Raw genomic sequence first — 21,883 nt, forward strand, 5'->3', positions numbered from 1 at the left:
TCGGGTGCGTACTCGACTGAACGTGGGCCTCGGTCCGTTGATCCAGGTCGATTCACTGTCGAGCGATCAACCGGAATCCCAGATGTGAGGTCGATGTGTCGACAGCCTGGGCCATTCGGGCCGCGGGGCGGTACCGCTGGCAATAGTTCGGGGCGCACAGGTGCGAGCCGCCCTTGATCACGCGGCGTCCGATGTGCGGCTGGCTGTGGTCGCGGCTACCTTCTTCCGTCCCGCCCCGCGGATCGACGGGGACGCAGCAGGCATGCTCTTGGCCCTGGTGGGCGGTGTACCAGTCCTGGGTCCACTCCCACACGTTGCCGACCATGTCCGATAGGCCGTATCCGTTCGGCGGGAAGGATCCGACAGGCGAGGTTCCTTCGTATCGGTCATCCCCTGTGTTGTGGTGTGGGAAAACACCATGCCAAGTGTTCGCCATCGCCGTATTGCCCGGCTCGAATTCGTCACCCCAGGCGAATTCGGCGCCGTCGAGGCCGCCACGGCAGGCATATTCCCACTCGGCTTCCGTCGGTACCTCTTTACCTGCCCAGTCGGCGTATGCCGCGACGTCGTCCCAGGCTATGTGCACCACCGGGTGGTCGGGCCGCTTCCGTATGGAGGTGCCCGGGCCTTGTGGATGTCGCCAATCCGCGCCGGGAACCCAATGCCACCACTGATAGGGCCGATCGAGGCGCACCGGACGATCCGGCTTGATGAACACCGATGACCCGGCGACCAGCCGGGTCGGATCGGCGTCGGGATAATCGGCGGCCGTCGGTACGCGCTCGGCGACAGTGAGGTAGCGGGTGCGGGAGACGAACAGAACGAATTCCCTATTCGTCACCGGACGCGGGTCGATCCAGAATCCGGCGACCGTCACCCGGTGCGCAGGTGCCTCCTCGGGGTAGTGGCTATCCGAACCCATGGTGAAAGTGCCACCCTCGATCCAGACCATCTGCTCTTGCCCGCCCGGTGCCGATGGCCGGGGAGGACTGAACGGCGATTTGCCGGCGCTGGGGTCGGCTCCGCGGTTCGAATCCGGACGCTCATCACCGTGCTCCAGCTGATTCGCCGATCCACTCATACCGTCCCACTTTCCAGCGCCGACGAAAGTCCAGGTCTGCGATCCGAATGTGACCACCGCAACGGCATTCCTCATCCGGCGGGGGTGAACTCTCGGTCATTGTCGCGGTTTTCGCCACGCCGGCGGCGTAATGTGGCCGCGTGTCCCCCCACAAGCGGGTGATGCCCCTTCCGCGATTCCTGGTCAGTCATAGGCAGAATTCCGACAGCCCGAGCGAGGATTCGGTCCATGGCGGCATCACATCATCCGCCGGCAATCTGGGCACCGCGAAATCCCCGTGCTCGGGCGGCTCGGGGGTTCCGGGCAACCGGCAAGGACTCACTTCGACGTGGTGGCCGCTGACAGGGTCGCGTCGTTGACGGCCGTAGGGGTTATCGCGACAACGAACTTCTGCACCCGACTGACGTTGTCGCACAGGTACCGACGCTTCGGGTGTTTGGATGTCAGCGCGTGGTCGACGGCCTTGACGACCTTCTGCGGATCGCCCGCGAGCTTTTGCATGCGACCCAATAGCTTTCGAGTCCCAGCAAGGTGTGATGCGTACAGTTCGCGATGCTCGTCGCTCAGTTTCGCGGTCATGCGGTCGTGCTCGTTGAGCATGCTGCCCCACATGTCGGTACGGGTGGGCCCGGGCTCGATGAGCGAGACGGGGATCCGCCACGGGCGCAGCTCCATCCGCAGTGCATCGGCCAAGGACTCGACCGCATACTTCGATGCGCTGTAGGCGCCGCTACCCGGCGTGGTGATCAACCCGCTGACCGATGACATGAACACCACCCGTCCATGTGCTTCACGTATTTTCGGCAGCACCGCCTGCGTGACTGCGATCTGGGCTGTCACGTTGACCTCGAGTTGCCGTGACAACTCATCGAGGGACAACCCCTCCACCGGTCCGTTCACGATAATGCCGGCATTGTTGACAACGCCGTTCAGTTCAGCGGGGAGTCGATCGGCAAGCGTAGCGATGGCGGACCTGTCGGTGATGTCGAGACCGATCGCGTGCACATTGGGTAAGCGATCGAGACTTTCGAGGGCGGCATCGGATCGAGCCGTGGCATACACCTGCCAACCTCGTCGGCTCATGTGTTCGGTGATCGCCAGCCCGATCCCCCTGCTGGTGCCGGTAATCAATACAGAAGGCATCCGTTTTCCTACTCTTGTCGTCGAACGTCGAATGGTCAGGCCGCTCGGGCCCCAAGGATCTATGCACTATCGATCGCGTGCTGCCCAGGCTCATGACGCCAGGAAATCGAGCGCCTCTGCGACGAACCTTTCGTGATACTGAAAGATCCCGCCATGTCCCGCGTCCACGTAGATGCGGAGTTTCGCGTTCGGCAGACGACGTTGCAAGTCGAACGAATTGCTGGTCGGCACCATCCGATCGTCCTCACCGTTGGCTACGAGAACGGGGTGCTGGATACGGCTGAGGTCGAATGGCTCCTGCGCGCCCCACGTGTGGATCGCCTTCAGCTGAGTGCGGAATGCGCGCAGTGCGATTGCCTTGTCGCGGTCGACGCTGCGTTCCTTCAGCCGTTTCACGAACGCACGAGCCTCCGACTTGCCGTGTGCGGTTCTGGTGAAGAACAGGTTCTCTTTCGGATCCTTGAAAGTGGCCAGCGCCTTGAATGTGTCACGGTAGGTCACCGAGGTCACGTTGACGATGCCTTCGCCTCCCGCCGGACCCGTCCCCGCGAGGATCAGCTTTCGCACGAGTTCGGGCTCATCGCGAGCGATCACCTGCGCTACGAAGCCTCCTAGCGAGAATCCCAGAATGTCGACCCGGTCGAAGCCGAGCGCGTGGATGAAGTCGACAGCATCCCGTGCCATCGCCTCGACCGAGTTCGGTGTTGTGCCTTCTGACGCGCCGACGCCGCGGTTGTCGAAGGTGATCACGCGATGCTTGGATGCGATGCCGTCGACCACCCTGGGGTCCCAGTTGTCCAGATTCGCACCCAAGTGATTCAAGAAGATCACTGGTACGCCGGTACCTGGTCCAAGCTCGCGATAGGCGAACCGCGTTGCGCCGACCTGCACGGATTTGGTCGGCGCATCCGCATACGACGTGCCGCCCACACGAATACTCTGCCCCTGCTGATGACGGTCGGGAACACGCTGAGTGGATCGCCGGTCTGTCATGACTTCCTCCTGATGTAAACCGATTGGTGTACCTTGCGAAGGCAACGGTACTCCCATATCGCATCACTTGTAAACAGATCGGTATACTTGCTTCATGACTACGCTGACCGATACTCAGGAACCGACCCGTCGGGGAGGGCGTGGTGCACGTCAGCGCATCCTGCAGGCAGCTGCCGACCTGTTCTACAACGAGGGCATCAACGCCACAGGTGTCGAACTGATCGCGACCAAAGCATCCGTGTCGAAAAGAACTCTCTACCAACACTTTCCGAGCAAGACCGCGTTGGTGGAGGAGTATCTGCGCATGCTGCGGCAAGCGGTGGGTGACATCACGGACATGCCGTCGGGGGAGTCCGATTCGGATCCGCGTTCGCGGCTGCTCGCGTTGTTCGACAGCCCGGATGCCGCCGATGCGCCGATGCGTGGCTGCCCGTTCCACAACGCCGCGGTTGAGGCGGCCGAGACCATGCCTGGTGTTCAAGCCATCGTCCACGCGCACAAGCGAAACTACATCGACGGCCTCACCGAGTTGGCCCGACAAGCCGGCGCGGCAGACCCCCAGCTGCTGGGCGAGCAGCTCGCTGTCCTGTACGAGGGTGCCGCCGCATTGTCCACCTCCCTGGACGATCCGGCGCCCTGGGCGCATGCCCGCGGAGCGGCGCAAGCTCTCATCAGCCAAGCAACAAACCGCTGAGCTCAGCTGCTCCGTTCCCGACCACGACCCATGTCCACCGCCTGGATTCGAGGCATGCGGGGGAGATGTCGGCGCTCCTCGAAAAGTAGGCCACCCATCGACGGATCGGAAGGGTGATCTCAGTGCGGGATAGGGCGCGGATCAGGTATCGCCACCGGCCATCGCGGACGGCAGCTGGCTCGACGATCGTCAGCGGCCCGCGATCGGTTGTACAGCCTGGCGTGCATCCCCCGACCGGCCTGGAAAAGAGTAGACCTTCGCAACACCTCGAATACTCTTCCGGCGAGTCCGAATTCGAATAACCGCGGATGTGGGAGGGTGCGGCCCATGCTGATCGAATACGGGGTGTGGGTTACGCGGTTGGCGCTCGCCGTGGTGTTCGGGCTGTCGGCCTGGGGGAAACTGGCCGATCGCGCCGGTACGCGGCGGGCGGTGGGGGAGTTCGAGGTGCCGGTGCGGTGGGTGCCCGCCGTGGCGTGGGGGCTGCCGGTCACCGAGGCGGTGGTGGCGGTCGGCGTCGTTCTGTCGTGGACGGCCGTCGCGGCGGCGGTCGGTGCGCTGCTTCTGCTGATGGTCTTCACGGTGGTCATGGTCGGCTTGTTGCGACGCGGCAAGCGTCCCTCCTGCTCATGCTTCGGCGCGGCGAGTACGACGCCGATCGGCGCGCGCGCCATCGTGCGCAACGGTGTGCTGATGGTGCTCGCGGCGTTGGTCCTGTGGGGCGCGCTGGCCCGTCCCTCGGTGCCCGCCGGACTGGCTGTCGATGCCGCGACCGGGCTCGCGCTCGGTGCGCTGCTATGCGGAATCCTCGGGTGGCTGATCGGCCAGGTCGGTGTGCTGCGGCGTCGGCTGGACGAGCAGGCGCTCTCAACGCTGGGGGCCGAGGGCTTGCCGGTCGGCTCGGTCGCGCCGGAGTTCGAGTTGCTCGACGTCGCGGGCGCCCGCACGAACCTGGCGGACCTGCTCTCGGAGGGCCGGGCAGTGTTGCTGGTGTTCGTGCACCCGGGCTGTGAGATGTGCGCCGCGCTGGCCCGTGAGCTGCCGCGGTGGCGGGCGCGCACGGCCATGACCATGGTCGTCGTCGGGAACGGTGATGCCGATGAGCAGGCCGTTTGGAGTGCCGAACAGGGTCTGGGCGAGATCCCGTCGCTGGTGCAGCAGGGCAACGAGGCGGCACTGCGATATCGCGTCCGCGGTACACCGTCGGCTGTGCTGATCGATGCGGAAGGGCGGGTCGCCGCGCCCGTCGCACGGGGCGCTATCGCGATCCGTGAGTTGATTCTCGCCGGGAAATCGAGCCGAGCCCAGCTTTCCTCTCGAAGCAACGGCCACCACGCCGCTAACCAGGCTCGGAACTGACCCCTCGATCAGGTTAGCTACGTCGAAAACCGGCTGCCAGTCGAAATTGTTTGTCGCACAGAGATTTTCGTATACAGCAGTGCTCTTCCGTCGATACGATGCTGAGTGCATCGATGCAGAACCGCGCGCGACCCCCATCCACCACTTTTGGCAGGGAGATGTCATGGCGGACTTCGCATTCACCGATTACTCCGGCAAGGAATTCATCATCCGGCTCAATAACGAGCAGCGCATCGAGGAAGCGCGTCGGATTCTGTCCGGCGAGGAGCAGATGTCGATCCATGTCATGGGACGTATCAGGAAACAGGAAGCCGACTACAACCCGGGTTGGAGCTTCCACCTCGACCCGGACACGATCACCTTCTTCACCATGGCGATCGAGGTCTGTGACTCGTCTATCTCCTACCTCGAGGACCATCTGGACGAGGCTTGCGGCGCTTTCCTGCCGGGTTGCTTCTGGTGTCCGTGGTCTTCTCGGCTCACCCGAGAGATCCGCTGATCGCGACGCCATCTGCGGCGGACCCCGGCCGAGCGCTCTCGGCCGGGGTCCGCGGGTTTCTGTAGCTCGTGCCCCCATTCGGTCTGGCCGCTCGTCGAACGCCACATGCGAGCGGGGAAGGATCGTGCAGAGTTCGAAATCGTTTCCGATGCTGGAGGCTGCGATCGTCTGAGCCTTACTCAGGACCGCACCGAAACCGACGGACGGACCGAGGAGGTCGGATGGCCGAGACCACTCGCACGGAGACGGCGTCGTCGCGCCACTGGCCGCGGTTGCGGGTCGATGAGTGGACCGCTACTCGCGACACGCTGCACCTGTGGACCCAGATCATCGGCAAGATTCGGCTCGCGCATGCGCCGATGATCAACCACTGGTGGCAGGTCACCCTCTACGTCAGCCCGCGGGGTTTGACCACCTCCGCGATACCGTACGAGGCCGGCGTTTTCGACATCGAGTTCGACTTCAATGAGCACCGGCTGCACATACGAGCCAGTGATGGCGACGCCCGTCAGGTCGCGCTCGAACCCAAGTCGGTCGCGGATTTCTATGCCGAAACGATAGGTGCGCTCGACGAACTCGGCATTGCGGCACAGATTCAGGCGAAGCCCAACGAGATCGATCCTGCGATCCCGTTCGCCGACGACTACGGGCATGCTTCTTATGATCGCGACGCCGTGCATCTGTTCTGGCGCCAACTCGTCGCGGCCCATCGAGTAATGAGCGAGTTTCGCTCGTATTTCATCGGCAAGGTGAGCCCGGTGCACTTCTTCTGGGGCGCCATGGATCTGGCCTGTACCAGGTTCTCCGGCCGCAGGGCGCCGAAGCACCCTGGCGGCGCACCCAACTGCGGTGATTGGGTGATGGTAGAGGGCTACTCCCACGAGTTGAGTAGCTGCGGCTTCTGGCCGGGTGGTGGTGACGAAGGTGCCTTCTATGCCTACGCCTATCCAGAACCCGACGGCTTCGCCGACTATCCGGTCGGTCCTCGGCACGCTTTCTACAGCGCCGACAACGGCCAGTTTCTGCTGCCCTACGAGGCGGTACGCACCGCCGCGGATCCGGAACGAACCCTTCTGGAATTCCTGCACACCACCTATCGAGCGGCCGCCGAACGCGGCAAATGGGATCGGGCAGCACTCGAATGCGATCCGCACCGGTGGGCCCAGAAATAGCGAACACCGAATCCAGGAGTCGGGCAACCGCGCCTCGATGCGTGACGCCAGCCACGTCAGTGGCGTAACAACCGCCATGTAGCCGTGGCGGAAGCAGGGCCGTTCTTGTGCCGACGCACATGCGCACAGCCACCAGGAACGGTCGTGCCGTCCTCGCGCATCAGCTCGACCAGCCCTTGGACCACCGGTGGGCGAAACCCTGGTAAGCCGATGCTGTACGTGGCTGTTAAGCCGGGTGGCCCGGCTCCAGGTCGGCGACGGAGCTCCACCGCACCGCATCAACCGTTCGACCGGGTGCGTATCCAGCTTCAGGGGCCAAGACCAAACCCACATGGTCACCGAAGTCGTTGCGAGCCTGGATCGTTCCGGAAAACCAGGCGACCGCGTCTACCAGCACAGGCACTCCGTTCGGGCCGACCCGCCATCGGCACCGGCTGAATTTATCGATATCGTCGCCGGTCTCCGCACCGAACAGTTGCGCAAGCGCAAGGTTGTCTCGATCGACGAGGTGCACCGACACATATGCGGCTCCCATCGCGGTCCGGTATGTGCGGTTGTTCTTCGACAAACAGACCAGAAACCGTGCCGGATCGATACTGACCTGTGACGCGAACCCCACCAGACAACCGCTGCGCTCATCCCCGACCGCGACCGTCACGATGAACACCGGCGCATCGGCCAAGGCCACCATCGACTTGAACGCGCTGGGACCGTGTACCGCAGCATCCGACATCGTTTGTGTATATCAGACCGCTATCGACTTCGACCGCAACTGTCTACCCGCGCCCGACATGAAGGGTGAGGGGTCCGATCTCGGGTTGCCGTCCGTGCTGGATCCAGTGCAAAGCCCGTTGTGGCACCTAATGCCGATGGTGCGCGACTGTCCAGGTTCGAGCGTGCCGGTGGTGAAGCCAGCGAACCGCGCCGCCGATCCGATACGGCGAATGCGTTGGGTGAAATGTCGCGAACGCCTGTCGGACCTGAACATCACCGGCTTCTGCACCACCAGAATCGTGCAGCTGCTGTCCTGATCCGCGGACCGGCTCTCATGGAGAAATGAAGAGCACGTCGCCGCATACCGAGCGCTCTCGGTGCGCTCATTCGAAGGCGGGTTGGTCTGCCCGTTCTGGCGTGATGGCGGTGATGCGGTAGCGGTGGCCCTCGATCTTGTCCGGCCGGTAGCGGATGGCGGAATCGATCATGACCGCCCGGTCGCGCGGGCTCGCGAGGATGATGATGGGACTGGATAGGAGCATCGTGTTCGTCCTGTCCGGTTATTCTCCGAGGTGGGTAATCGGGCCGAACTGGTGTTCATAGTTGCTCATGCTGTCGTTCAGGATCTGCATCAGCCGGAAGATCATCGCCGGCGGGAACTTCACCCTCGACACCACTCGAGCCGGTTGACGCATCACCGGCCGACCATCGTCGTCGACGCCCTGATCGGTCGGCAGATATACGAGGAAGTCGAGGGTGAAGTCGGTGCGGTTGTACCAGCAGGTGAACCCGTTGGAGTAGACACCGGCGCTCATCACCTCCGGCACGATCACCTCGACGTCGTTCGGGGGCGGCAGAGTCGGTTCGTTCATCCGCGGTCACCTTTCACCGGTCGACGAAAGGAGCTCCTCGCTGGGCGGTGGCCCCTTTCGTCGACACGTCATTCGTCGACAGCAGATCGGTGGCTAGCGGAACTGCGCCTGGCGTGCCTGCTCGCGAAGGTGATGCAGCTGCATTTCCCACTGCCCGGACCGGTCCTGGGTACGGGTGGCCTGATCCTCGGCCTGCTGGGCCAACTGGCTGGCCTGCTCGGCCTGATCCTGTGCCGACTGAGCACGCTGGTTGGACTGGTTGGCCTCGCCCTGTGCCTGCTGGGCCTGGCTCTGCGCCCGATCGGCCTCGCCTTGGGCCTGCTGAGCCTGATTCTGCGCCTGCTGGGCTTGTTGGCGGGCCTGTTGGGCCTGCTGATTGGCCTGGTTGGCCTCGTGCTGGGCGATCTGCGCCTGGTGCTGGACTTGACGGGTCTGGTGTTGCGCCTGCCGAGCAAGGTTCTGTGCCTGCTGGGCGTACTGACGAGCGCTTTGAGCTTCCTGCCGCGCCTCATCGATCTGGAGCCGCAGCACCATCTCGATGTCCCGAAGGTTCTGCATATCCATGATGTCGCCACGCTTGGTGTCAGTGCTGGTTTCCTGAGCCATATGAGCTTCCCTCCAAGAGTTGGTTGAGTGGACGGACTCGATTGACCGAACTCATTGTGTCTGAAGACCAACCCCCTGTCAGCAACTTCATCGCAATCATTCGGAAACGGCGCTGAAACACGCTGGGTCGATCCCGTCGTGGTTGCATTCGTGGCTCTGCTACCAGGCAACATCGCCGATCAAGTATCGCTTCACTGCTGATCGACGCGCTCAGTCAGGATGATTGGTGTCATGCCAAGCTGCCGACACTCTCAGTCAGCGACGATGTGGTTATCTGTCTGGCATGTCGATGCGTCGCATCGCTGAACCGCATTCGGGACAGTCGGTCACTGGCAGTCGGCGGTAGCAAAAGGAGCTGTCGATGCCCGCCGGTGCGTCATTCGGCCCGTCCCACTTTCGTGATCGAGTCATCGCTCGAATTGCGAAGGGGGACTTGGTACTCAGCTAGTCGATCTTGGCCATCACATGCTTGACGCGGGTGTAGTCCTCCAGCCCGTACATCGACAGGTCCTTGCCGTGCCCGGACGACTTGAACCCGCCGTGCGGCATCTCGGCGATCAGCGCGGTGTGGGTGTTGATCCAGACGCAACCGAAGTCGAGTGCGGCCGACACGCGGAGCGCCCTGGACAGATCCTTGGTCCACACCGAGGACGCCAGCCCGTACTCGACGCCGTTGGCCCACCGGATCGCATCGTCTTCGTCGGTGAACGACTGCACGGTGATCACTGGTCCGAATATCTCGTTCTGGCTCAGCCGGTCGGCCTGCCGCAGCCCGCCGATGACCGTCGGCTCGACGTAATACCCGTGGTCGCCCTGCCGGTGCCCACCGGTCACGACCGAAGCGTGATCGGGCACCTCATCGAGGAGGCCGAGCACCCGCTGTAGTTGGTTGGCGTTATTGACCGGTGGTACCCAGGCATTCTCGTCACCGGTGGCCTTGCCGAATGTCGTTGTGGCATTGTCGGCCTGCTCGGCCAGCGCCGCAGTCAGATCTTCGGCCACCGACGCGTGGCCGAGCACCCGGGTGGCCGCCGTGCAATCCTGCCCGGCGTTGAAATAGCCCGAGGCAGTGATGCCCGCAGCGGTAGCGGCTATATCAGCGTCGGGGAACACGATTACCGGCGCTTTGCCGCCCAACTCCAGATGCGTGCGCTTGAGGTGGGCTCCGGCCGACTCGGCGACCGCACGGCCTGCGGCCAACGAACCGGTGATCGATACCATCTGCGGGGTCGGATGCGCGACCACCGCCGCACCGGTCACCCGGTCACCGGCTACCACATTGAGCACGCCTTGTGGCAGGTGCTCGGCGGCCAGTTCGGCCAGCATCACCGTGGTCACCGGGGTGGTGTCGCTCGGCTTGATCACCACGGTGTTTCCCGCCGCGATCGCGGGAACGAACTTCCAGATTGCCATCATCATCGGGTAGTTCCACGGCGTCACCTGTCCGATAACGCCGATCGGCTCCCGACGGATCCACGATGTATGGCCCGCCAGGTACTCGCAGGCCGACTTGCCCTCGAGCACCCGCGACGCCCCCGCGAAGAACCGGATCTGGTCCAGCATCTGCGGGATCTCCACGGCCGAGGTGACGTGGTTCGGCTTGCCGGTGTTGCGTCCCTCCGCGGCAACGAGCGCGTCGGCCGCGTTCTCCACCTCGTCGGCGAAAGCCAGCAGCGCCTTCTGGCGGTCCGACGGCGTTGTGCGCTTCCAGTCGCAGAACGCCCTGGCCGCCGCTGCGTACGCGTTGTCGATGTCCTGTTCGGTGGACACCGGGGCGGTGCCGTACTGATCGCCGGTGGCCGGGTCGACGAGGGCCATCGTCGCACCGCCGACCGAGTCGACGAGCTTACCGTCGATGAAGTTCTGGACCACAACCATGACGCCTCCTCGATTGCTCTGTTCAGTCGACAACTCTCTGACGTGGAACGTTCACCCGCCTTGTCTATGCTCTCGTAGCGTCCCGACAAGATCCGCTCGTTCGGTCACGATGCGGCCGCTATTCAGCTGGAGCTCTTCGAGCGTTTTCGGCTGATCTCGCGTCACATGACGGCTCCAACGGTGATTCGGGCAGGCGGGTTTCGACATCACTTTGACGCTGTATGGGCAGGGCTTCGCCGCCTGGTCCAGGGATTGAAACCGGCTCGGAGGCTACGCTTCCGGCATGAGCACGGCGCAGTCCGACAACCTTCCCGGTCGACAGGAGAAGCGACGACTCCGGTCACAACTCGCCTGGTACCTGTTGCTCGCCTGCACGGTTGTGTCTTGCCTGGGGGCACTCGTCCGGGCAAGCGTCCCGGACAGTGCCGAGTCGTTGCTGTTGTGGTTTTTCTTGATCAGCGCGTCGTTCGGGTTGTTCTGCGTGATCATCGGCTACCTGACTCGGGTAGTCGTAACCCGGCGGCTTCGGGTACCCGAGCTCAGTCCCTTGCTTGCGCCTGCGCTGGTGGTGGCGTTCACGGTGGCTGCGTGGAGCGCAGACCTACCGATCGCTGTGCGCTGGCAGTTCTCGTCGCACAGCTTCGACGATGCCGCACGGCAGGTGCGCGACGGTGTCGATCCGCGGACGTTCGAAGGTCACCGGCTCGGGCTCTACCGCATCGACAGTGCGGACCACTACGCCTGGGGTATCTACTTCAGAACCAGCCCCATGACGGGCAACTGCTCGAGCGGGGGCGGAGGATTTGCCCAGCTTACCGACGCCTCTGGCGCGTCAGACGCATTCCATCACCTGAATGGTGACTGGCATTGGTTCTGCTTCGACAGCGCTGGCGAAGTGACGGTGCCAGACCAACCCATCGGGGGATCGCGCTAGCCAGCAACCGGAGAACGGCGAAGCGCTTCACTTATCCGGACCACGCGTGGACCTATGACACCACCGGCCGGCTGGTGGGCATGCCCGGCAAGGAAGAATTCACCGGGATCGACCGTGCCACTTACGGTCTGGTCGAACCCCGCGACGACGTCCGCGCGATCACCGCCGCTGGAATCGGGCCGTGGTGATGAAGTGCTGCAGTACGTCCAGCGCTTGGTTGGGGTGCCGATGCTCAGGCTCTTCGCCGGCGCGCCATTGGGATGGTCGCGTCAGTGACCGTACCGCGGCGCTGAGGGTTGGCTGGATCACATTATCCGTTTCCGCCGTAAATCCGTGGGACGATTGTCGGGTGAGATCAGGCTTATCGACGTGATCCGCTTGGCTCATCTACAGAAAAGAATGAAGTAAAGCAATGACTCAAGGCAGTGTGAAGTGGTTCAACGCCGAAAAGGGCTTCGGTTTTATCGCGCAGGACGGTGGCGGCCCTGACGTCTTCGTGCACTACTCCGCCGTATCCGGCTCGGGATTCAAGTCCCTCGAAGAAGGACAGCGCGTGGAGTTCGAGGTCGGACAAGGACAGAAGGGCCCGCAGGCCCAGGAAGTCCGCGCTATCTGATCGACGTGGCTCGGTACAGCCCCGCACCCTCAGGGTGCGGGGCTGTTGCGTGTTCCGGGGCAATGAACGCGGCGCTGCTGGCCACCTGACCGGTTGACGTTCTTACATCACGAGAATATCGTTGCCATGATTGAGAGTAAGATTCTCTCGGTTCGCGAAGTGACTGAACTGAGTGGACTGCGAAGTCCGCGGACCGCAGTGTGCAAGGGAGCGACGAGCGGCGCGCCGACCTTCGTCCCCGCACGGCCGAATCGAGTTGCCCCAGCAGTTATGTAGTGAAGGGAGTGCCCGATGAAGGTCTCCGTCGACTCGGATCGTTGCCGGGGCCATGGCGTCTGCACCGGTCTGTGCCCGCAGGTGTTCGCCATCAACGACGACGGCTATGCCCAGGTCCAGATGTCGGACGTACCAGACGAATTCAGCGAGGCGGTCGAATCCGCTGCCCAGGCCTGCCCCGAGCACGCAATCGAAACGAGCTGAGGCACAGCATGATGTCGAGGATGGCGGACGAATGCGCTCGCTGCGACCCCGGTCTCGAAATCCCTACCACCATTACCGATCAGGAACGCAGATGACCACCGCCACAGAGCTGCTCGCCGACCGGATCGCGGTCGTCGACATCGTGACCGCATACTCCACCGCCCTCGATAGTCGCGACTGGCCGCTTTTCGAGAGTCTGTTCATGCCAGACGCCGTCTGGGATTACTCGTCGGCCGAACAGCGGTGCACCGGCCCTGCCCAGATCCTCGCACGAGTGCGAGCGGGGATCGAAAGGCTCGATGCCACTCAACATTTCGTCACCAACCATGTCGTGACGATCACCGGAGACGAGGCCCACCACAGTTGCTACTACCTGGCCCAGCACCAGCGCGGCGGTGAACGCTTCCTCGCGGCCGGTCGCTATCAGGATCTGCTACGTCGCACCGAGTCCGGCTGGCGGATCGCATCCCGGTTGTTGTTGAGCACCTGGACTGACGGTAATCCCAACGTCGTGCTGCCATAAGTTCCCTGAGTGACCGATCAGGAGCGAGCGGCGCGCTGACCGCGTGATCCGGCCGCTGCTGTCCGACTGCCCAGTGATAGCCTCGCGTCATGTCCACCCGCAGGCGCGGCGCGAAGGACTCGGCGACGCGGCGCACTCTTCTGGAAGCCACTGCCCGGGTCATGACCGAGGAGGGCTACGCCGCCGCGACGACCCGCCGGGTGGCCGCCGAGGCGGGTGTCAAGCCCGCGTTGGTGCATTATTACTTCCCGACCATGGAGGATTTGTTCCTCGCGGTTTTCAGTGAGGGAACCGAGGCCAACTTCGAACGCCAAATGCAAGCGCTGACCTCGGACCGGCCGCTGCATGCCCTGTGGGAACTGTCCCGGGATCCGCGCGGCAACGCGCTGATGCAGGAGTTCATCGCGCTGGCCAACCATCGCAAGGCAATTCGTAGCGAGCTGATGGCTTATGCGCGGCGGTACCGGGAAATCCAGGTCACCGCTTTCACATTCATCCTGCGGGAGCGCCGTACCGATGCCGCGCAGATCACGCCGGTGACGCTGTCGATGCTGCTCTCGGGTCTGCCGCGAATCATGGTGATGGAAGCCAACTTCGGTTTCACGATGGGCCATGACGAGATGCTCGCTCTGGTCGAGCATTACCTCGACATCTTGGAGCCACCGGAAGTTGCCACAGGTCAGGTCGGTGACGGCTGCAAATCCGACACGGCATGAATAGGCCGGTTCGTCGCGGACAACGGCTTGGTCGACCCACCGCGCCGCACGGCGACGATCTCCGCGGCAATCGCCACCGCGATCTCCTCGGGAGTCCGTCCGCCCAGTTCCAAACCGATCGGTGAGTGCAGACGACGCAGCTCGGACTCGGTGAGACCTGCTGCCCGCAAACGTGCACGACGATCTGCGTCAGCGCGGCGTGAGCCCATCGCGCCGATGTATCCGATCGGTAGCCGCAATGCCAGCTGCAGGACCGGAATATCGAACTTCGGATCGTGTGTCAGCACGCACACCGCTGTGCGCGAATCAACGTGGGTGCGGTCGAGGTACCGATGTGGCCAGTCCACCACCACCTCGTCGGCGTCGGGGAATCGCGCCCGCGTGGTGAACACTGAACGCGCATCGCAAACGGTGACCCGGTAACCGAGCAATCGCCCGACCCGGCACAGCGCGGCGCTGAAATCGGTTGCCCCGCAAACGATCAGACGTGGTTGCGAGCCGAAGGACTCGATGAATACCGCGCGTTGGGCATCGTCGCATCCGATTATCCGCACGCCGGATGCGTCGGCGTCGAGCATGCCCAAAGCTTGCCGCACCACTATCGGATCGAACTTCGCACCGGTAGTTTCTTCTGGTCCGACAGCGCTGATCTCGCCGGTTCTCAGATCGCGAACCAGAGATATCGGGCGTTCGGCTCGCAGGACGGCTTCGATGGCCGGATACTCCTGATCGGTGACTCGATGGACGAGAACCGCGACCTCGCCACCACAGGTGAGCCCGACCGCGAAGGCGTCGGAATCGCTGTAGCCGAACGTCTCCCGCGTCGGCGTACCCGACCGCAATACCTGACGGCACAGGTCGTAGACGGCCGCTTCCACGCAGCCGCCCGAGATGCTGCCGATGACGGTGCCGGCGTCGTTCACGGCCATGGTTGCGCCGGGCAGCCGTGGCGCGCTTCCGGTTACGTCGACAACCGTGGCTACGGCATACGAAGCGCGCTGTGCATGCCATCGCAAGAGCTGTGCCGACAATTCGCGCATGATCATCCTCTCGAGCCGTGCCACGGACGAGAATATCATTCTCATATCTGACATACACGTCTATTGACAGGTATTCGAGTCCGATGCTAGACAGTTGAACAGCACAATATCGATGCCGAGAGCCGCAGACAGAACCGTCGCGGATGACGGATCCGGGTGGATCGATTCGGTCGAGCCGCGCAACGCCATCCATCTAGTGGCGGGGCTGGAGCTGAGCAAAAGCGGTATGCGCCGATGTCGTGTGATGCCATCCGGCGTACATGGAGGCCAAATGCACGAACCGAAGTACCGGCGTAGTCGAGCACCTGAGTGTTGGTCGATCGCACGGCATACCGAGGAAAAGGGTGAGCGGTGACTACCGCACAAACGACCTCCGATACCTATGCCGGTACACGCGTCCTGCGGATCGAGGATCCGAGGCTGCTCACGGGCGCCGGATCATTCGTCGATGATGTGTCGCGGCCGGGGATGCTGCACGCCTGCTTTGTGCGCAGTCCGTTGCCCCGCGCCAGGATCGTCGGCATCGATACCATGGAAGCCGTTGCGCTCGAAGGGGTTTACGCCGTCTTTCTGGCCGCGGACCTCAATCTCGGCGTGCACGATCAGTCGTACCGGATCGATGGGCCGCACCTGCCCGCGTTGAATTGGCCGCCGCTGGCCGAGGACGAGGTGCGGTTCGTCGGGGATCCGGTTGCGCTGGTCGTCGCCTCCGACCGATATCTAGCCGAAGACGCGGCGGAGTTGGTCGTCGTCGACTATGAGCCCCTGCCTGCCGTGGTCGATTACACGACCGCAGAAGGTTCGCAGGCCCTCGTGCACGCCCGTTTTCCGGGGAACATTGCGGGACAGCTGTCCGGCCGACCAGCCGAAGAGATGGCGCCGCTGTTCGATGCGGCACCGAATGTGGTGCGCCAGACCATCTTTCAGCAGGCGTATACGCCGGTGCCGATGGAGACCCGCGGAGTGGTCGCGCAGTGGTCGGCATCGGCCGGTGAGATGACGATCTGGACCTCGACCCAGGCGCCGCACGAGGTGCGCGGCTTCTGCGCCCGGCTGCTCGGTGTCGACGAGCATCGGGTGCGAGTCATAGTGGGCGACACCGGAGGCGGCTTCGGGCAGAAGGTGGTGGTCCAGCGTGAGGACATCTGTGTCATGTTGGCGGCGACGAAGGTACCGGTCGCGCTGAAGTGGATCGAGGACCGGCAGGAACACCTGATCTCGGCGGGGCTGGCGCGCCAGGACCATGGCGAGGCCAGCATGGCCTTCGACCGGGACGGCACGATTCTGGCCGCCTCGCTCGACTACGTGCAGAACGTCGGGGCCTATCCGGTGCCGTCGCCGATGACGGCCGCGGCAGTTGTCGGGATGCTGTTCCCCGGGCCGTATCGGGTGCCCGCGGCGACGTTCACAATGAAGATGCTGTACTCCAACACCGTCGGGCGAGTGGCGTATCGCGGACCGTGGCAGTTCGAATCGATGGCGCGGGAGGTGTTGCTCGACACCGCCGCACGGCGACTTGGCATCGACCCGGCCGAGTTGCGCCGCCGGAACATGGTGCGCCGCGAGGACTTGCCGCTACTCAACCCGAGCGGCATGCGCTACAGCGATGTCACGCCGCTGGAGACGTTCGAGCAGGCGCTCGGGATGCTCGATTATCCGGCCTTCCGCCGTGAGCAGGAACTGGCTCGCGCGCAAGGCCGCTTCCTCGGCGTCGGCACGTGTACATATCTGGAGCCGACCGCAGCGTCGACCCCGTACCACGGTACCGAGGGCGCGACGATCCGCATCGAGCCCTCGGGCAAGGTCAACGTGTATCTCGCCGGTGGATCCTCGGGAAACAGCCTGGAGACAACCGCGATTCAGCTGACCGCCGACGCGCTCGGTGTGGACATCGCAGATGTCCACACCATCCAGGGGGATACAGCTGTGACACCGTTCGGTGCCGGCACCGGCGGCAGCCGTTCCGGCTCGATGGTGGCAGGGGCGATCGCCGAGACGGCATCGATACTGCGGGAACGGATTCTGGCCATCGCGGCCCATCGCTTGGGTGTGGCGGTCGGCGAGGTGGAGTTCACACACGGGCGGCCTACGGCGCGCGGGGCGTCCGATGCCGAGTTGTCGTTGCCCGAGATTGCCGCGATTGCCTATTTTCAGCCGGATGCGCTGCCCCCCGGTGTGCCCGCGGGGTTGGAATGTAGCGGGCGCTATCGCGCACAGAGCCCGATGATCTGGGCCAACGCGACCCACCTGTGCACATGCGAGGTCGACATCGAGACCGGCGAGGTCACGCTGTTGCGCTACATCGTCAGCGAGGACTGCGGCCCCATGATCAACCCCAGTGTGGTGGAAGGCCAGATCTACGGCGGCACGGTGCAGGGCATCGGCGGGGCGCTCTACGAGAATCTCGCCTACGACGAGAGCGGAAACCCCGTCGCCACCACGTTTATGGATTACTTGATCCCGACGGCCACGGAGGTGCCGGTCATCGAGCTCGGTCACATCGAAACACCGGGACCCGGGCCCGGCGGCTACAAGGGGGTGGGGGAGGGCGGCGCGATCGGTTCCTCGCCAGCGGTGGTCAACGCGGTCGCGGATGCGCTGGCCCCGTTCGGCGTGGAAGTCTCCCGGCTGCCGCTGACTCCCGCCGCGATCCTCGCGCTGATCGATGCGGCTGACGCCAAGGCGGTGACCGGGTGAAGCCGGCAGCGTTCGAGTACCACGCGCCGGCGACCGCGCAGGAGGCGGTCGAACTCTTGGCCGAACTCGGCGATGGAGCCAAGGCGATCGCCGGTGGGCAGAGCCTGATGCCGATGCTCATCCTTCGCCTAGCGGTCTTCGACCACCTCGTCGACTTGCGCCGCCTGAAGGAATTGCGCGGCATCGACAGTCGCGATGATTCAGTGTGGATCGGCGCCGGAACAACGCATTCCGCGGTCGGCAAGTCCGCGGAAATCCGCGGATCCGTCCCACTGTTGTCGCGCGCGACCCCGCTGATCGGCCATTTCCAGATCCGCAACCGTGGCACTATCGGTGGATCAATCGCCCATGCCGATGCGGCGGCCGAATATCCCGCGGTGGCACTGACACTCGATGCGGAACTCGAAGCGCTGTCACCGCGCGGGCGGCGGACGATCGCCGCAGCCGATTTCTTCACCGGGATGTGGAGCACCGAACTGGCCGAAGATGAACTGCTGACCGGCATCGTATTTCCGGTGCGCCACGGGCGGTGCGGCTTCGCGATCGAGGAATTCGCCCGTCGCAGCGGCGATTTCGCTATCGCGGGGGCCACGGTCGCGGTGCGTCTGGATGCGGATTCGCGCATCGACCGGTGCGCGGTCGGATTGTTCGGACTCGGACCGATGGCGGTACGAGCGGGTGCGGCCGAAGTCGAGCTGATCGGTCGTGCCGCAAGCGAGGTGGACCCCGGGGATGTCGGACGTACCTCGGTGTCCGGGCTGGATTCGGTGCCATCGGATCTACATGGATCAGCCGACTATCGCCGCCGCGTCGGTGCGGCCATGGTGGCGCGTGCGTGGCGGCGTGCGGTGCAGGAGGCTAGTGATGACTGATGTCGAAATTCAGGTGCGGGTCAATGGGTTCGCGTGGCGTAAGGTCGTGCCACCCCGGCGTACCCTCGCCGATTTTCTGCGGATCGACTGCGGGCTGACCGGTACCCATCTCGGCTGCGAGCACGGGGTGTGCGGGGCCTGCACGATACTGCTGGATGGGGAGGCGGTGCGGGCCTGCCTGGGTTTCGCTGTACAGGCCGACGGCGCCGAGATCACAACCGTCGAGGGGATGGCCGCGGCCGACGGTGAACTATCGCCCGTGCAAGCCGCGTTGCGGGAGCACCACGGCCTGCAATGTGGTTTCTGCACACCGGGTTTCGTCGTCACCGCGACCGCATTCCTGCGCGACAATCCGCATCCAACGGACGAGGAGATTCGTGCAGCCATATCCGGAAACCTGTGCCGCTGCACGGGATACCAGGGGATCATCGAGGCCGTCCGGGCGGCGGCGGAAAAGAGCGGCATAGTGAAGGACTCCGCATGAAGCTCGAGAACACCTTCAGCATTCCCGTCCCGGTGTCGGACGCGTGGAACGTGCTGCTCGACATCGAGCGGATCGCGCCCTGTGTGCCCGGGGCCGTGCTCACGGGCAAGGACGACGACGGCTACACCGGCAAGATCAAAGTCAAACTCGGCCCCGTCGGTCTGACCTATACCGGCGTTATCAAATTTCGGTCGACCGACGAGGCGACCAAGGTCGCCGTGCTCGAGGGCGGCGGACGAGAAACTCGTGGCAACGGCACCGCGCACGCTGTCATCACCTGTCGACTGGCGGAATCCGATGGTGCTACCGACGTTGTCGTGGAGACCGACCTGGCTATCACCGGCAAGCCCGCGCAGTTCGGTCGCGGCACTCTGGCCGAGGTGGCGGGCACGCTCATCGGCCGATTCGCCGCGAATCTCGCCAAGGAGATCACCGCCGCCAAGGACCGGGATTCGACGGAAGTCGTTGCACTGGAGTCGGATTCCGAAGACGACGGCAATGCGGTCGGCGCCGGGGTGACGGCGTCGGCTACCGCGCCGCGCGTAGCGGCCGAACCCATCGACCTGCTCGAAGCGGCCGGTTTGGGCCGCTTGAAGCGTTTCGGTCCGCCGGCGGTGGCATTGCTACTGGCGCTGAACATTGTGGTGTTGCTTCGCCGCCGCCACCGTGAAAGGTGAGACAGATGGCTGGAAGAGTTGAGGGCAAGGTCGCCTTCATTACCGGTGCCGCCCGTGGGCAGGGTCGTGCCCACGCCGTGCGCCTCGCCCAAGAGGGCGCCGACATTATCTGCGTCGATGTCTGCAAGCAGCTCGATGGCGTCATTATTCCAATGTCGACGCCGGCGGATCTGGCCGAGACTGTCGACCAGGTGCAGGCGCTCGGCCGCCGAATCATCGCCGCCGAGGTGGATGTGCGCGACTACGACGCGATGAAAGCGGTCGTCGACGAGGGCGTCGAGCGGTTCGGACGGCTCGATATCGTGGTGGCGAACGCCGGCCTGGGCAGCGAAGGCAAGCGGCTCGACCGCATGAGCGAGAAGGTGTGGCGCGACATGATCGACGTCAACCTGACCGGGGTCTGGCTCACTGCGAAGGCAGGCATCCCGCATCTCGTCGCGGGTGGTCGCGGCGGTTCCATCGTGATCACCAGCTCCAGCGGTGGTCTGCGCGCGCACCCGAATATCGGACACTACATCGCCGCCAAGCATGGCGTCATCGGCGTGATGCGAACGCTGGCAATAGAGCTGGGGGACAAGAGTATTCGCGTTAATGCGATCTGCCCGACCCAGGTCGGCACACCGCTGCTGCTCAATGACGAGACTTTCCGGATGTTTCGGCCCGACCTGGAGAACCCGACGAAGGAGGACTTCGCTCCGGCATCGCAGAGAATGCACGTGCTACCCACACCCTGGGTCGATGCCGAAGATATCGCCAACGCGGCACTGTTCCTGGTCTCCGATGAGGCCAGGTTCATTACCGGTGTCGCCCTGCCGGTCGACGCCGGCATGCTGCTGAAGTAAGCCGAAGACCAAAGGAATTCGCGCTGCTGGTCGAGACGATCGTCCACAACCCGTTCGTCAACGGTCGGGGAATCCGGCTCGACGGTGCGTTGCCACCCCGCTGGCGCGTGGATCTACCGGAGGCAATCGACGTGAGTATCTCGAATTCACCTGAAGGACTGACTATGCGCATAGGCTTTATCGGACTGGGCAGCCAGGGCGGACCCATGGCGCGCCGCATCATCGAGGCGGGCTACCAGACCACACTGTGGGCGCGCAGACCAGAGACGCTGGCGGGGTTCGCGGACACCGGCGCGGCGGTGGCGACTTCTCCCGCCGCGCTCGCCGCGGCCAGCGATCTGGTGTGCGTGTGTGTGGTCGGCGACGCTGATGTCATCGAGGTTGTCGACGGCGCGGATGGGGTCCTGGCCGGACTGGCGAGTGGCGGCGTACTCACGGTACACAGCACCGTGCATCCCGACACCTGTCGCGAGTTGGCGAAAAAAGCCGCAGACCAGGGTGTTTCGATGATAGACGCACCCGTGAGCGGCGGCGGACAGGCCGCCGCCGAGCGCAGATTGCTGGTGATGGCCGGCGGCGATACCGAAGTGGTCGAGCGGTGCCGGCCGGTGTTCGACACCTACGCTGGGCATGTCGTCCATCTTGGTGAACTGGGCGCCGGACAGGTCGCCAAGCTGCTCAACAATCTGCTGTTCACGGCGAACCTCGCGACCGCCGCCACGACGTTCGACCTCGGACGCGAACTCGGTGTCGACACCATGCGGCTCGGTGAGGTCATCGCCCATGGCAGCGGAAACAGCGTTGCGCTGAGCACAATCGCGCCGCTGGGGGGAAGCCTTCAGCAGCTGGCAATCTATGCCGCCGACCTGTTGCGCAAGGACGTCGGCCTGGTAACCGATCTCGCCGTGCGAGCCGATGCGCCGAAGGGCCCGGTGCTCACGGCGGCCGAGACCACGCTTGCCCTGATGGACGCGTTCCGCTGAGCGATATC

Annotated in this window: 24 protein-coding genes and 1 pseudogene; 16 read left to right on the forward strand and 9 right to left on the reverse strand. The window is 64.1% G+C overall.

The genetic code is table 11. From position 1 onward, the window contains the following. Window positions 1–52: 52 nt before the first annotated feature. The 3 genes from ACQP2U_RS14245 to ACQP2U_RS14255 all read right to left on the reverse strand — a co-directional run bounded on the left by ACQP2U_RS14245 (window position 53) and on the right by ACQP2U_RS14255 (window position 3,217). The gene (locus tag ACQP2U_RS14245; protein ID WP_433716467.1) at window positions 53–952 is read right to left on the reverse strand and encodes a formylglycine-generating enzyme family protein; all 900 of its coding nucleotides are present in this window, start codon (window positions 950–952) and stop codon (window positions 53–55) included. 447 nt (window positions 953–1,399) lie between these two features. Next, on the reverse strand, window positions 1,400–2,224 hold the full coding sequence (locus ACQP2U_RS14250; protein WP_433715073.1) for an SDR family oxidoreductase: 825 nt from the start codon (window positions 2,222–2,224) through the stop codon (window positions 1,400–1,402). Window positions 2,225–2,314: 90 nt separating this feature from the next. Beyond that, entirely contained in the window at window positions 2,315–3,217 is a 903-nt protein-coding gene (locus ACQP2U_RS14255; protein WP_433715074.1) for an alpha/beta fold hydrolase, read from the reverse strand. 94 nt (window positions 3,218–3,311) lie between these two features. Between ACQP2U_RS14255 and ACQP2U_RS14260 the strand changes: the two genes are divergently transcribed. The 4 genes from ACQP2U_RS14260 (at window position 3,312) to ACQP2U_RS14275 (ending at window position 6,941) form a co-directional block, all read left to right on the forward strand. Beyond that, complete coding sequence (locus ACQP2U_RS14260) at window positions 3,312–3,911, forward strand: TetR/AcrR family transcriptional regulator (protein WP_433715075.1); 600 nt, start codon at window positions 3,312–3,314, stop codon at window positions 3,909–3,911. 327 nt (window positions 3,912–4,238) lie between these two features. Continuing rightward, on the forward strand, window positions 4,239–5,270 hold the full coding sequence (locus tag ACQP2U_RS14265) for a MauE/DoxX family redox-associated membrane protein (protein ID WP_433715076.1): 1,032 nt from the start codon (window positions 4,239–4,241) through the stop codon (window positions 5,268–5,270). Between the two features lie 163 nt (window positions 5,271–5,433). Then, entirely contained in the window at window positions 5,434–5,769 is a 336-nt protein-coding gene (locus ACQP2U_RS14270) for a calmodulin (RefSeq protein WP_433715077.1), read from the forward strand. 221 nt (window positions 5,770–5,990) lie between these two features. Beyond that, entirely contained in the window at window positions 5,991–6,941 is a 951-nt protein-coding gene (locus ACQP2U_RS14275; RefSeq protein ID WP_433715078.1) for a DUF5996 family protein, read from the forward strand. Window positions 6,942–7,167: 226 nt separating this feature from the next. Here the strand turns inward: ACQP2U_RS14275 and ACQP2U_RS14280 are convergent, their stop codons facing one another. The 5 genes from ACQP2U_RS14280 to ACQP2U_RS14300 all read right to left on the reverse strand — a co-directional run bounded on the left by ACQP2U_RS14280 (window position 7,168) and on the right by ACQP2U_RS14300 (window position 11,011). Further along, a complete protein-coding gene (locus ACQP2U_RS14280; protein ID WP_433715079.1) occupies window positions 7,168–7,674 on the reverse strand; it encodes a flavin reductase family protein in 507 nt (168 codons plus the stop codon). A 364-nt stretch (window positions 7,675–8,038) separates the two neighbouring features. Beyond that, the gene (locus tag ACQP2U_RS14285) at window positions 8,039–8,197 is read right to left on the reverse strand and encodes a hypothetical protein (protein ID WP_433715080.1); all 159 of its coding nucleotides are present in this window, start codon (window positions 8,195–8,197) and stop codon (window positions 8,039–8,041) included. An 18-nt stretch (window positions 8,198–8,215) separates the two neighbouring features. Beyond that, window positions 8,216–8,527: a DUF3467 domain-containing protein gene (locus ACQP2U_RS14290; RefSeq protein ID WP_397034515.1), complete on the reverse strand. Its 312-nt coding sequence runs from the start codon at window positions 8,525–8,527 to the stop codon at window positions 8,216–8,218. A gap of 93 nt (window positions 8,528–8,620) precedes the next feature. Further along, on the reverse strand, window positions 8,621–9,133 hold the full coding sequence (locus ACQP2U_RS14295) for a hypothetical protein (RefSeq protein ID WP_397034514.1): 513 nt from the start codon (window positions 9,131–9,133) through the stop codon (window positions 8,621–8,623). Window positions 9,134–9,577: 444 nt separating this feature from the next. Next, a complete protein-coding gene (locus ACQP2U_RS14300; RefSeq protein ID WP_433715081.1) occupies window positions 9,578–11,011 on the reverse strand; it encodes an aminobutyraldehyde dehydrogenase in 1,434 nt (477 codons plus the stop codon). A 283-nt stretch (window positions 11,012–11,294) separates the two neighbouring features. Between ACQP2U_RS14300 and ACQP2U_RS14305 the strand changes: the two genes are divergently transcribed. The 6 genes and pseudogenes from ACQP2U_RS14305 to ACQP2U_RS14330 all read left to right on the forward strand — a co-directional run bounded on the left by ACQP2U_RS14305 (window position 11,295) and on the right by ACQP2U_RS14330 (window position 14,280). Further along, window positions 11,295–11,945: a hypothetical protein gene (locus ACQP2U_RS14305; RefSeq protein WP_433715082.1), complete on the forward strand. Its 651-nt coding sequence runs from the start codon at window positions 11,295–11,297 to the stop codon at window positions 11,943–11,945. Next, window positions 11,936–11,983: pseudogene (locus tag ACQP2U_RS14310) on the forward strand (hypothetical protein); the annotation flags it as partial. The gene ACQP2U_RS14305 and the pseudogene ACQP2U_RS14310, both read left to right, overlap by 10 nt. A gap of 374 nt (window positions 11,984–12,357) precedes the next feature. Then, window positions 12,358–12,561: a cold-shock protein gene (locus ACQP2U_RS14315; protein ID WP_397034509.1), complete on the forward strand. Its 204-nt coding sequence runs from the start codon at window positions 12,358–12,360 to the stop codon at window positions 12,559–12,561. Between the two features lie 291 nt (window positions 12,562–12,852). Further along, on the forward strand, window positions 12,853–13,041 hold the full coding sequence (locus tag ACQP2U_RS14320) for a ferredoxin (protein ID WP_433715083.1): 189 nt from the start codon (window positions 12,853–12,855) through the stop codon (window positions 13,039–13,041). 91 nt (window positions 13,042–13,132) lie between these two features. Then, window positions 13,133–13,564 (forward strand): nuclear transport factor 2 family protein, encoded by a 432-nt coding sequence (locus ACQP2U_RS14325; protein ID WP_433715084.1) that lies wholly within the window; start codon window positions 13,133–13,135, stop codon window positions 13,562–13,564. Between the two features lie 89 nt (window positions 13,565–13,653). Continuing rightward, on the forward strand, window positions 13,654–14,280 hold the full coding sequence (locus ACQP2U_RS14330) for a TetR/AcrR family transcriptional regulator (RefSeq protein WP_433715085.1): 627 nt from the start codon (window positions 13,654–13,656) through the stop codon (window positions 14,278–14,280). Here the strand turns inward: ACQP2U_RS14330 and ACQP2U_RS14335 are convergent. Next, on the reverse strand, window positions 14,244–15,320 hold the full coding sequence (locus tag ACQP2U_RS14335; RefSeq protein ID WP_433715086.1) for an XdhC family protein: 1,077 nt from the start codon (window positions 15,318–15,320) through the stop codon (window positions 14,244–14,246). The two genes, ACQP2U_RS14330 and ACQP2U_RS14335, sit on opposite strands and share 37 nt — an antisense overlap. Before the next feature lie 351 nt (window positions 15,321–15,671). On the opposite strand from ACQP2U_RS14335, the gene ACQP2U_RS14340 reads away from it, so the two are divergent. The 6 genes from ACQP2U_RS14340 to ACQP2U_RS14365 all read left to right on the forward strand — a co-directional run bounded on the left by ACQP2U_RS14340 (window position 15,672) and on the right by ACQP2U_RS14365 (window position 21,875). Next, the gene (locus tag ACQP2U_RS14340) at window positions 15,672–18,017 is read left to right on the forward strand and encodes a xanthine dehydrogenase family protein molybdopterin-binding subunit (protein WP_433715087.1); all 2,346 of its coding nucleotides are present in this window, start codon (window positions 15,672–15,674) and stop codon (window positions 18,015–18,017) included. After that, window positions 18,014–18,889, forward strand: a complete 876-nt coding sequence (locus ACQP2U_RS14345) for an FAD binding domain-containing protein (protein WP_433715088.1) — start codon at window positions 18,014–18,016, stop codon at window positions 18,887–18,889. The genes ACQP2U_RS14340 and ACQP2U_RS14345 overlap by 4 nt, the downstream gene beginning before the upstream one ends. Then, window positions 18,882–19,373, forward strand: a complete 492-nt coding sequence (locus ACQP2U_RS14350; protein ID WP_433715089.1) for a (2Fe-2S)-binding protein — start codon at window positions 18,882–18,884, stop codon at window positions 19,371–19,373. The genes ACQP2U_RS14345 and ACQP2U_RS14350 overlap by 8 nt, the downstream gene beginning before the upstream one ends. Continuing rightward, window positions 19,370–20,050 carry an SRPBCC family protein gene (locus ACQP2U_RS14355; RefSeq protein ID WP_433715090.1) on the forward strand — a complete coding sequence of 227 codons (681 nt, stop codon included), beginning with the start codon at window positions 19,370–19,372 and terminating at the stop codon, window positions 20,048–20,050. Before ACQP2U_RS14350 ends, ACQP2U_RS14355 begins: the two co-directional genes overlap by 4 nt. Before the next feature lie 5 nt (window positions 20,051–20,055). Next, window positions 20,056–20,892, forward strand: coding sequence for a mycofactocin-coupled SDR family oxidoreductase (locus ACQP2U_RS14360; RefSeq protein WP_433715091.1), 837 nt, complete (start codon window positions 20,056–20,058; stop codon window positions 20,890–20,892). A gap of 164 nt (window positions 20,893–21,056) precedes the next feature. Beyond that, window positions 21,057–21,875: an NAD(P)-dependent oxidoreductase gene (locus ACQP2U_RS14365; protein WP_433715092.1), complete on the forward strand. Its 819-nt coding sequence runs from the start codon at window positions 21,057–21,059 to the stop codon at window positions 21,873–21,875. Window positions 21,876–21,883 lie beyond the last annotated feature (8 nt).

Origin of the sequence: Nocardia sp. CA-084685 (genome assembly GCF_050955785.1) — a bacterium.
GTDB lineage: Bacteria > Actinomycetota > Actinomycetes > Mycobacteriales > Mycobacteriaceae > Nocardia.

Coding starts and splice junctions, on each gene's coding strand:
- ACQP2U_RS14245 (WP_433716467.1), bottom strand. CDS start 952: ATGGTCTGGATCGAGGGTGGCACTTTCACCATGGGTTCGGATAGCCAC.
- ACQP2U_RS14250 (WP_433715073.1), bottom strand. CDS start 2,224: ATGCCTTCTGTATTGATTACCGGCACCAGCAGGGGGATCGGGCTGGCG.
- ACQP2U_RS14255 (WP_433715074.1), bottom strand. CDS start 3,217: ATGACAGACCGGCGATCCACTCAGCGTGTTCCCGACCGTCATCAGCAG.
- ACQP2U_RS14260 (WP_433715075.1), top strand. CDS start 3,312: ATGACTACGCTGACCGATACTCAGGAACCGACCCGTCGGGGAGGGCGT.
- ACQP2U_RS14265 (WP_433715076.1), top strand. CDS start 4,239: ATGCTGATCGAATACGGGGTGTGGGTTACGCGGTTGGCGCTCGCCGTG.
- ACQP2U_RS14270 (WP_433715077.1), top strand. CDS start 5,434: ATGGCGGACTTCGCATTCACCGATTACTCCGGCAAGGAATTCATCATC.
- ACQP2U_RS14275 (WP_433715078.1), top strand. CDS start 5,991: ATGGCCGAGACCACTCGCACGGAGACGGCGTCGTCGCGCCACTGGCCG.
- ACQP2U_RS14280 (WP_433715079.1), bottom strand. CDS start 7,674: ATGTCGGATGCTGCGGTACACGGTCCCAGCGCGTTCAAGTCGATGGTG.
- ACQP2U_RS14285 (WP_433715080.1), bottom strand. CDS start 8,197: ATGCTCCTATCCAGTCCCATCATCATCCTCGCGAGCCCGCGCGACCGG.
- ACQP2U_RS14290 (WP_397034515.1), bottom strand. CDS start 8,527: ATGAACGAACCGACTCTGCCGCCCCCGAACGACGTCGAGGTGATCGTG.
- ACQP2U_RS14295 (WP_397034514.1), bottom strand. CDS start 9,133: ATGGCTCAGGAAACCAGCACTGACACCAAGCGTGGCGACATCATGGAT.
- ACQP2U_RS14300 (WP_433715081.1), bottom strand. CDS start 11,011: ATGGTTGTGGTCCAGAACTTCATCGACGGTAAGCTCGTCGACTCGGTC.
- ACQP2U_RS14305 (WP_433715082.1), top strand. CDS start 11,295: ATGAGCACGGCGCAGTCCGACAACCTTCCCGGTCGACAGGAGAAGCGA.
- ACQP2U_RS14315 (WP_397034509.1), top strand. CDS start 12,358: ATGACTCAAGGCAGTGTGAAGTGGTTCAACGCCGAAAAGGGCTTCGGT.
- ACQP2U_RS14320 (WP_433715083.1), top strand. CDS start 12,853: ATGAAGGTCTCCGTCGACTCGGATCGTTGCCGGGGCCATGGCGTCTGC.
- ACQP2U_RS14325 (WP_433715084.1), top strand. CDS start 13,133: ATGACCACCGCCACAGAGCTGCTCGCCGACCGGATCGCGGTCGTCGAC.
- ACQP2U_RS14330 (WP_433715085.1), top strand. CDS start 13,654: ATGTCCACCCGCAGGCGCGGCGCGAAGGACTCGGCGACGCGGCGCACT.
- ACQP2U_RS14335 (WP_433715086.1), bottom strand. CDS start 15,320: ATGCGCGAATTGTCGGCACAGCTCTTGCGATGGCATGCACAGCGCGCT.
- ACQP2U_RS14350 (WP_433715089.1), top strand. CDS start 18,882: ATGACTGATGTCGAAATTCAGGTGCGGGTCAATGGGTTCGCGTGGCGT.
- ACQP2U_RS14355 (WP_433715090.1), top strand. CDS start 19,370: ATGAAGCTCGAGAACACCTTCAGCATTCCCGTCCCGGTGTCGGACGCG.
- ACQP2U_RS14360 (WP_433715091.1), top strand. CDS start 20,056: ATGGCTGGAAGAGTTGAGGGCAAGGTCGCCTTCATTACCGGTGCCGCC.
- ACQP2U_RS14365 (WP_433715092.1), top strand. CDS start 21,057: ATGCGCATAGGCTTTATCGGACTGGGCAGCCAGGGCGGACCCATGGCG.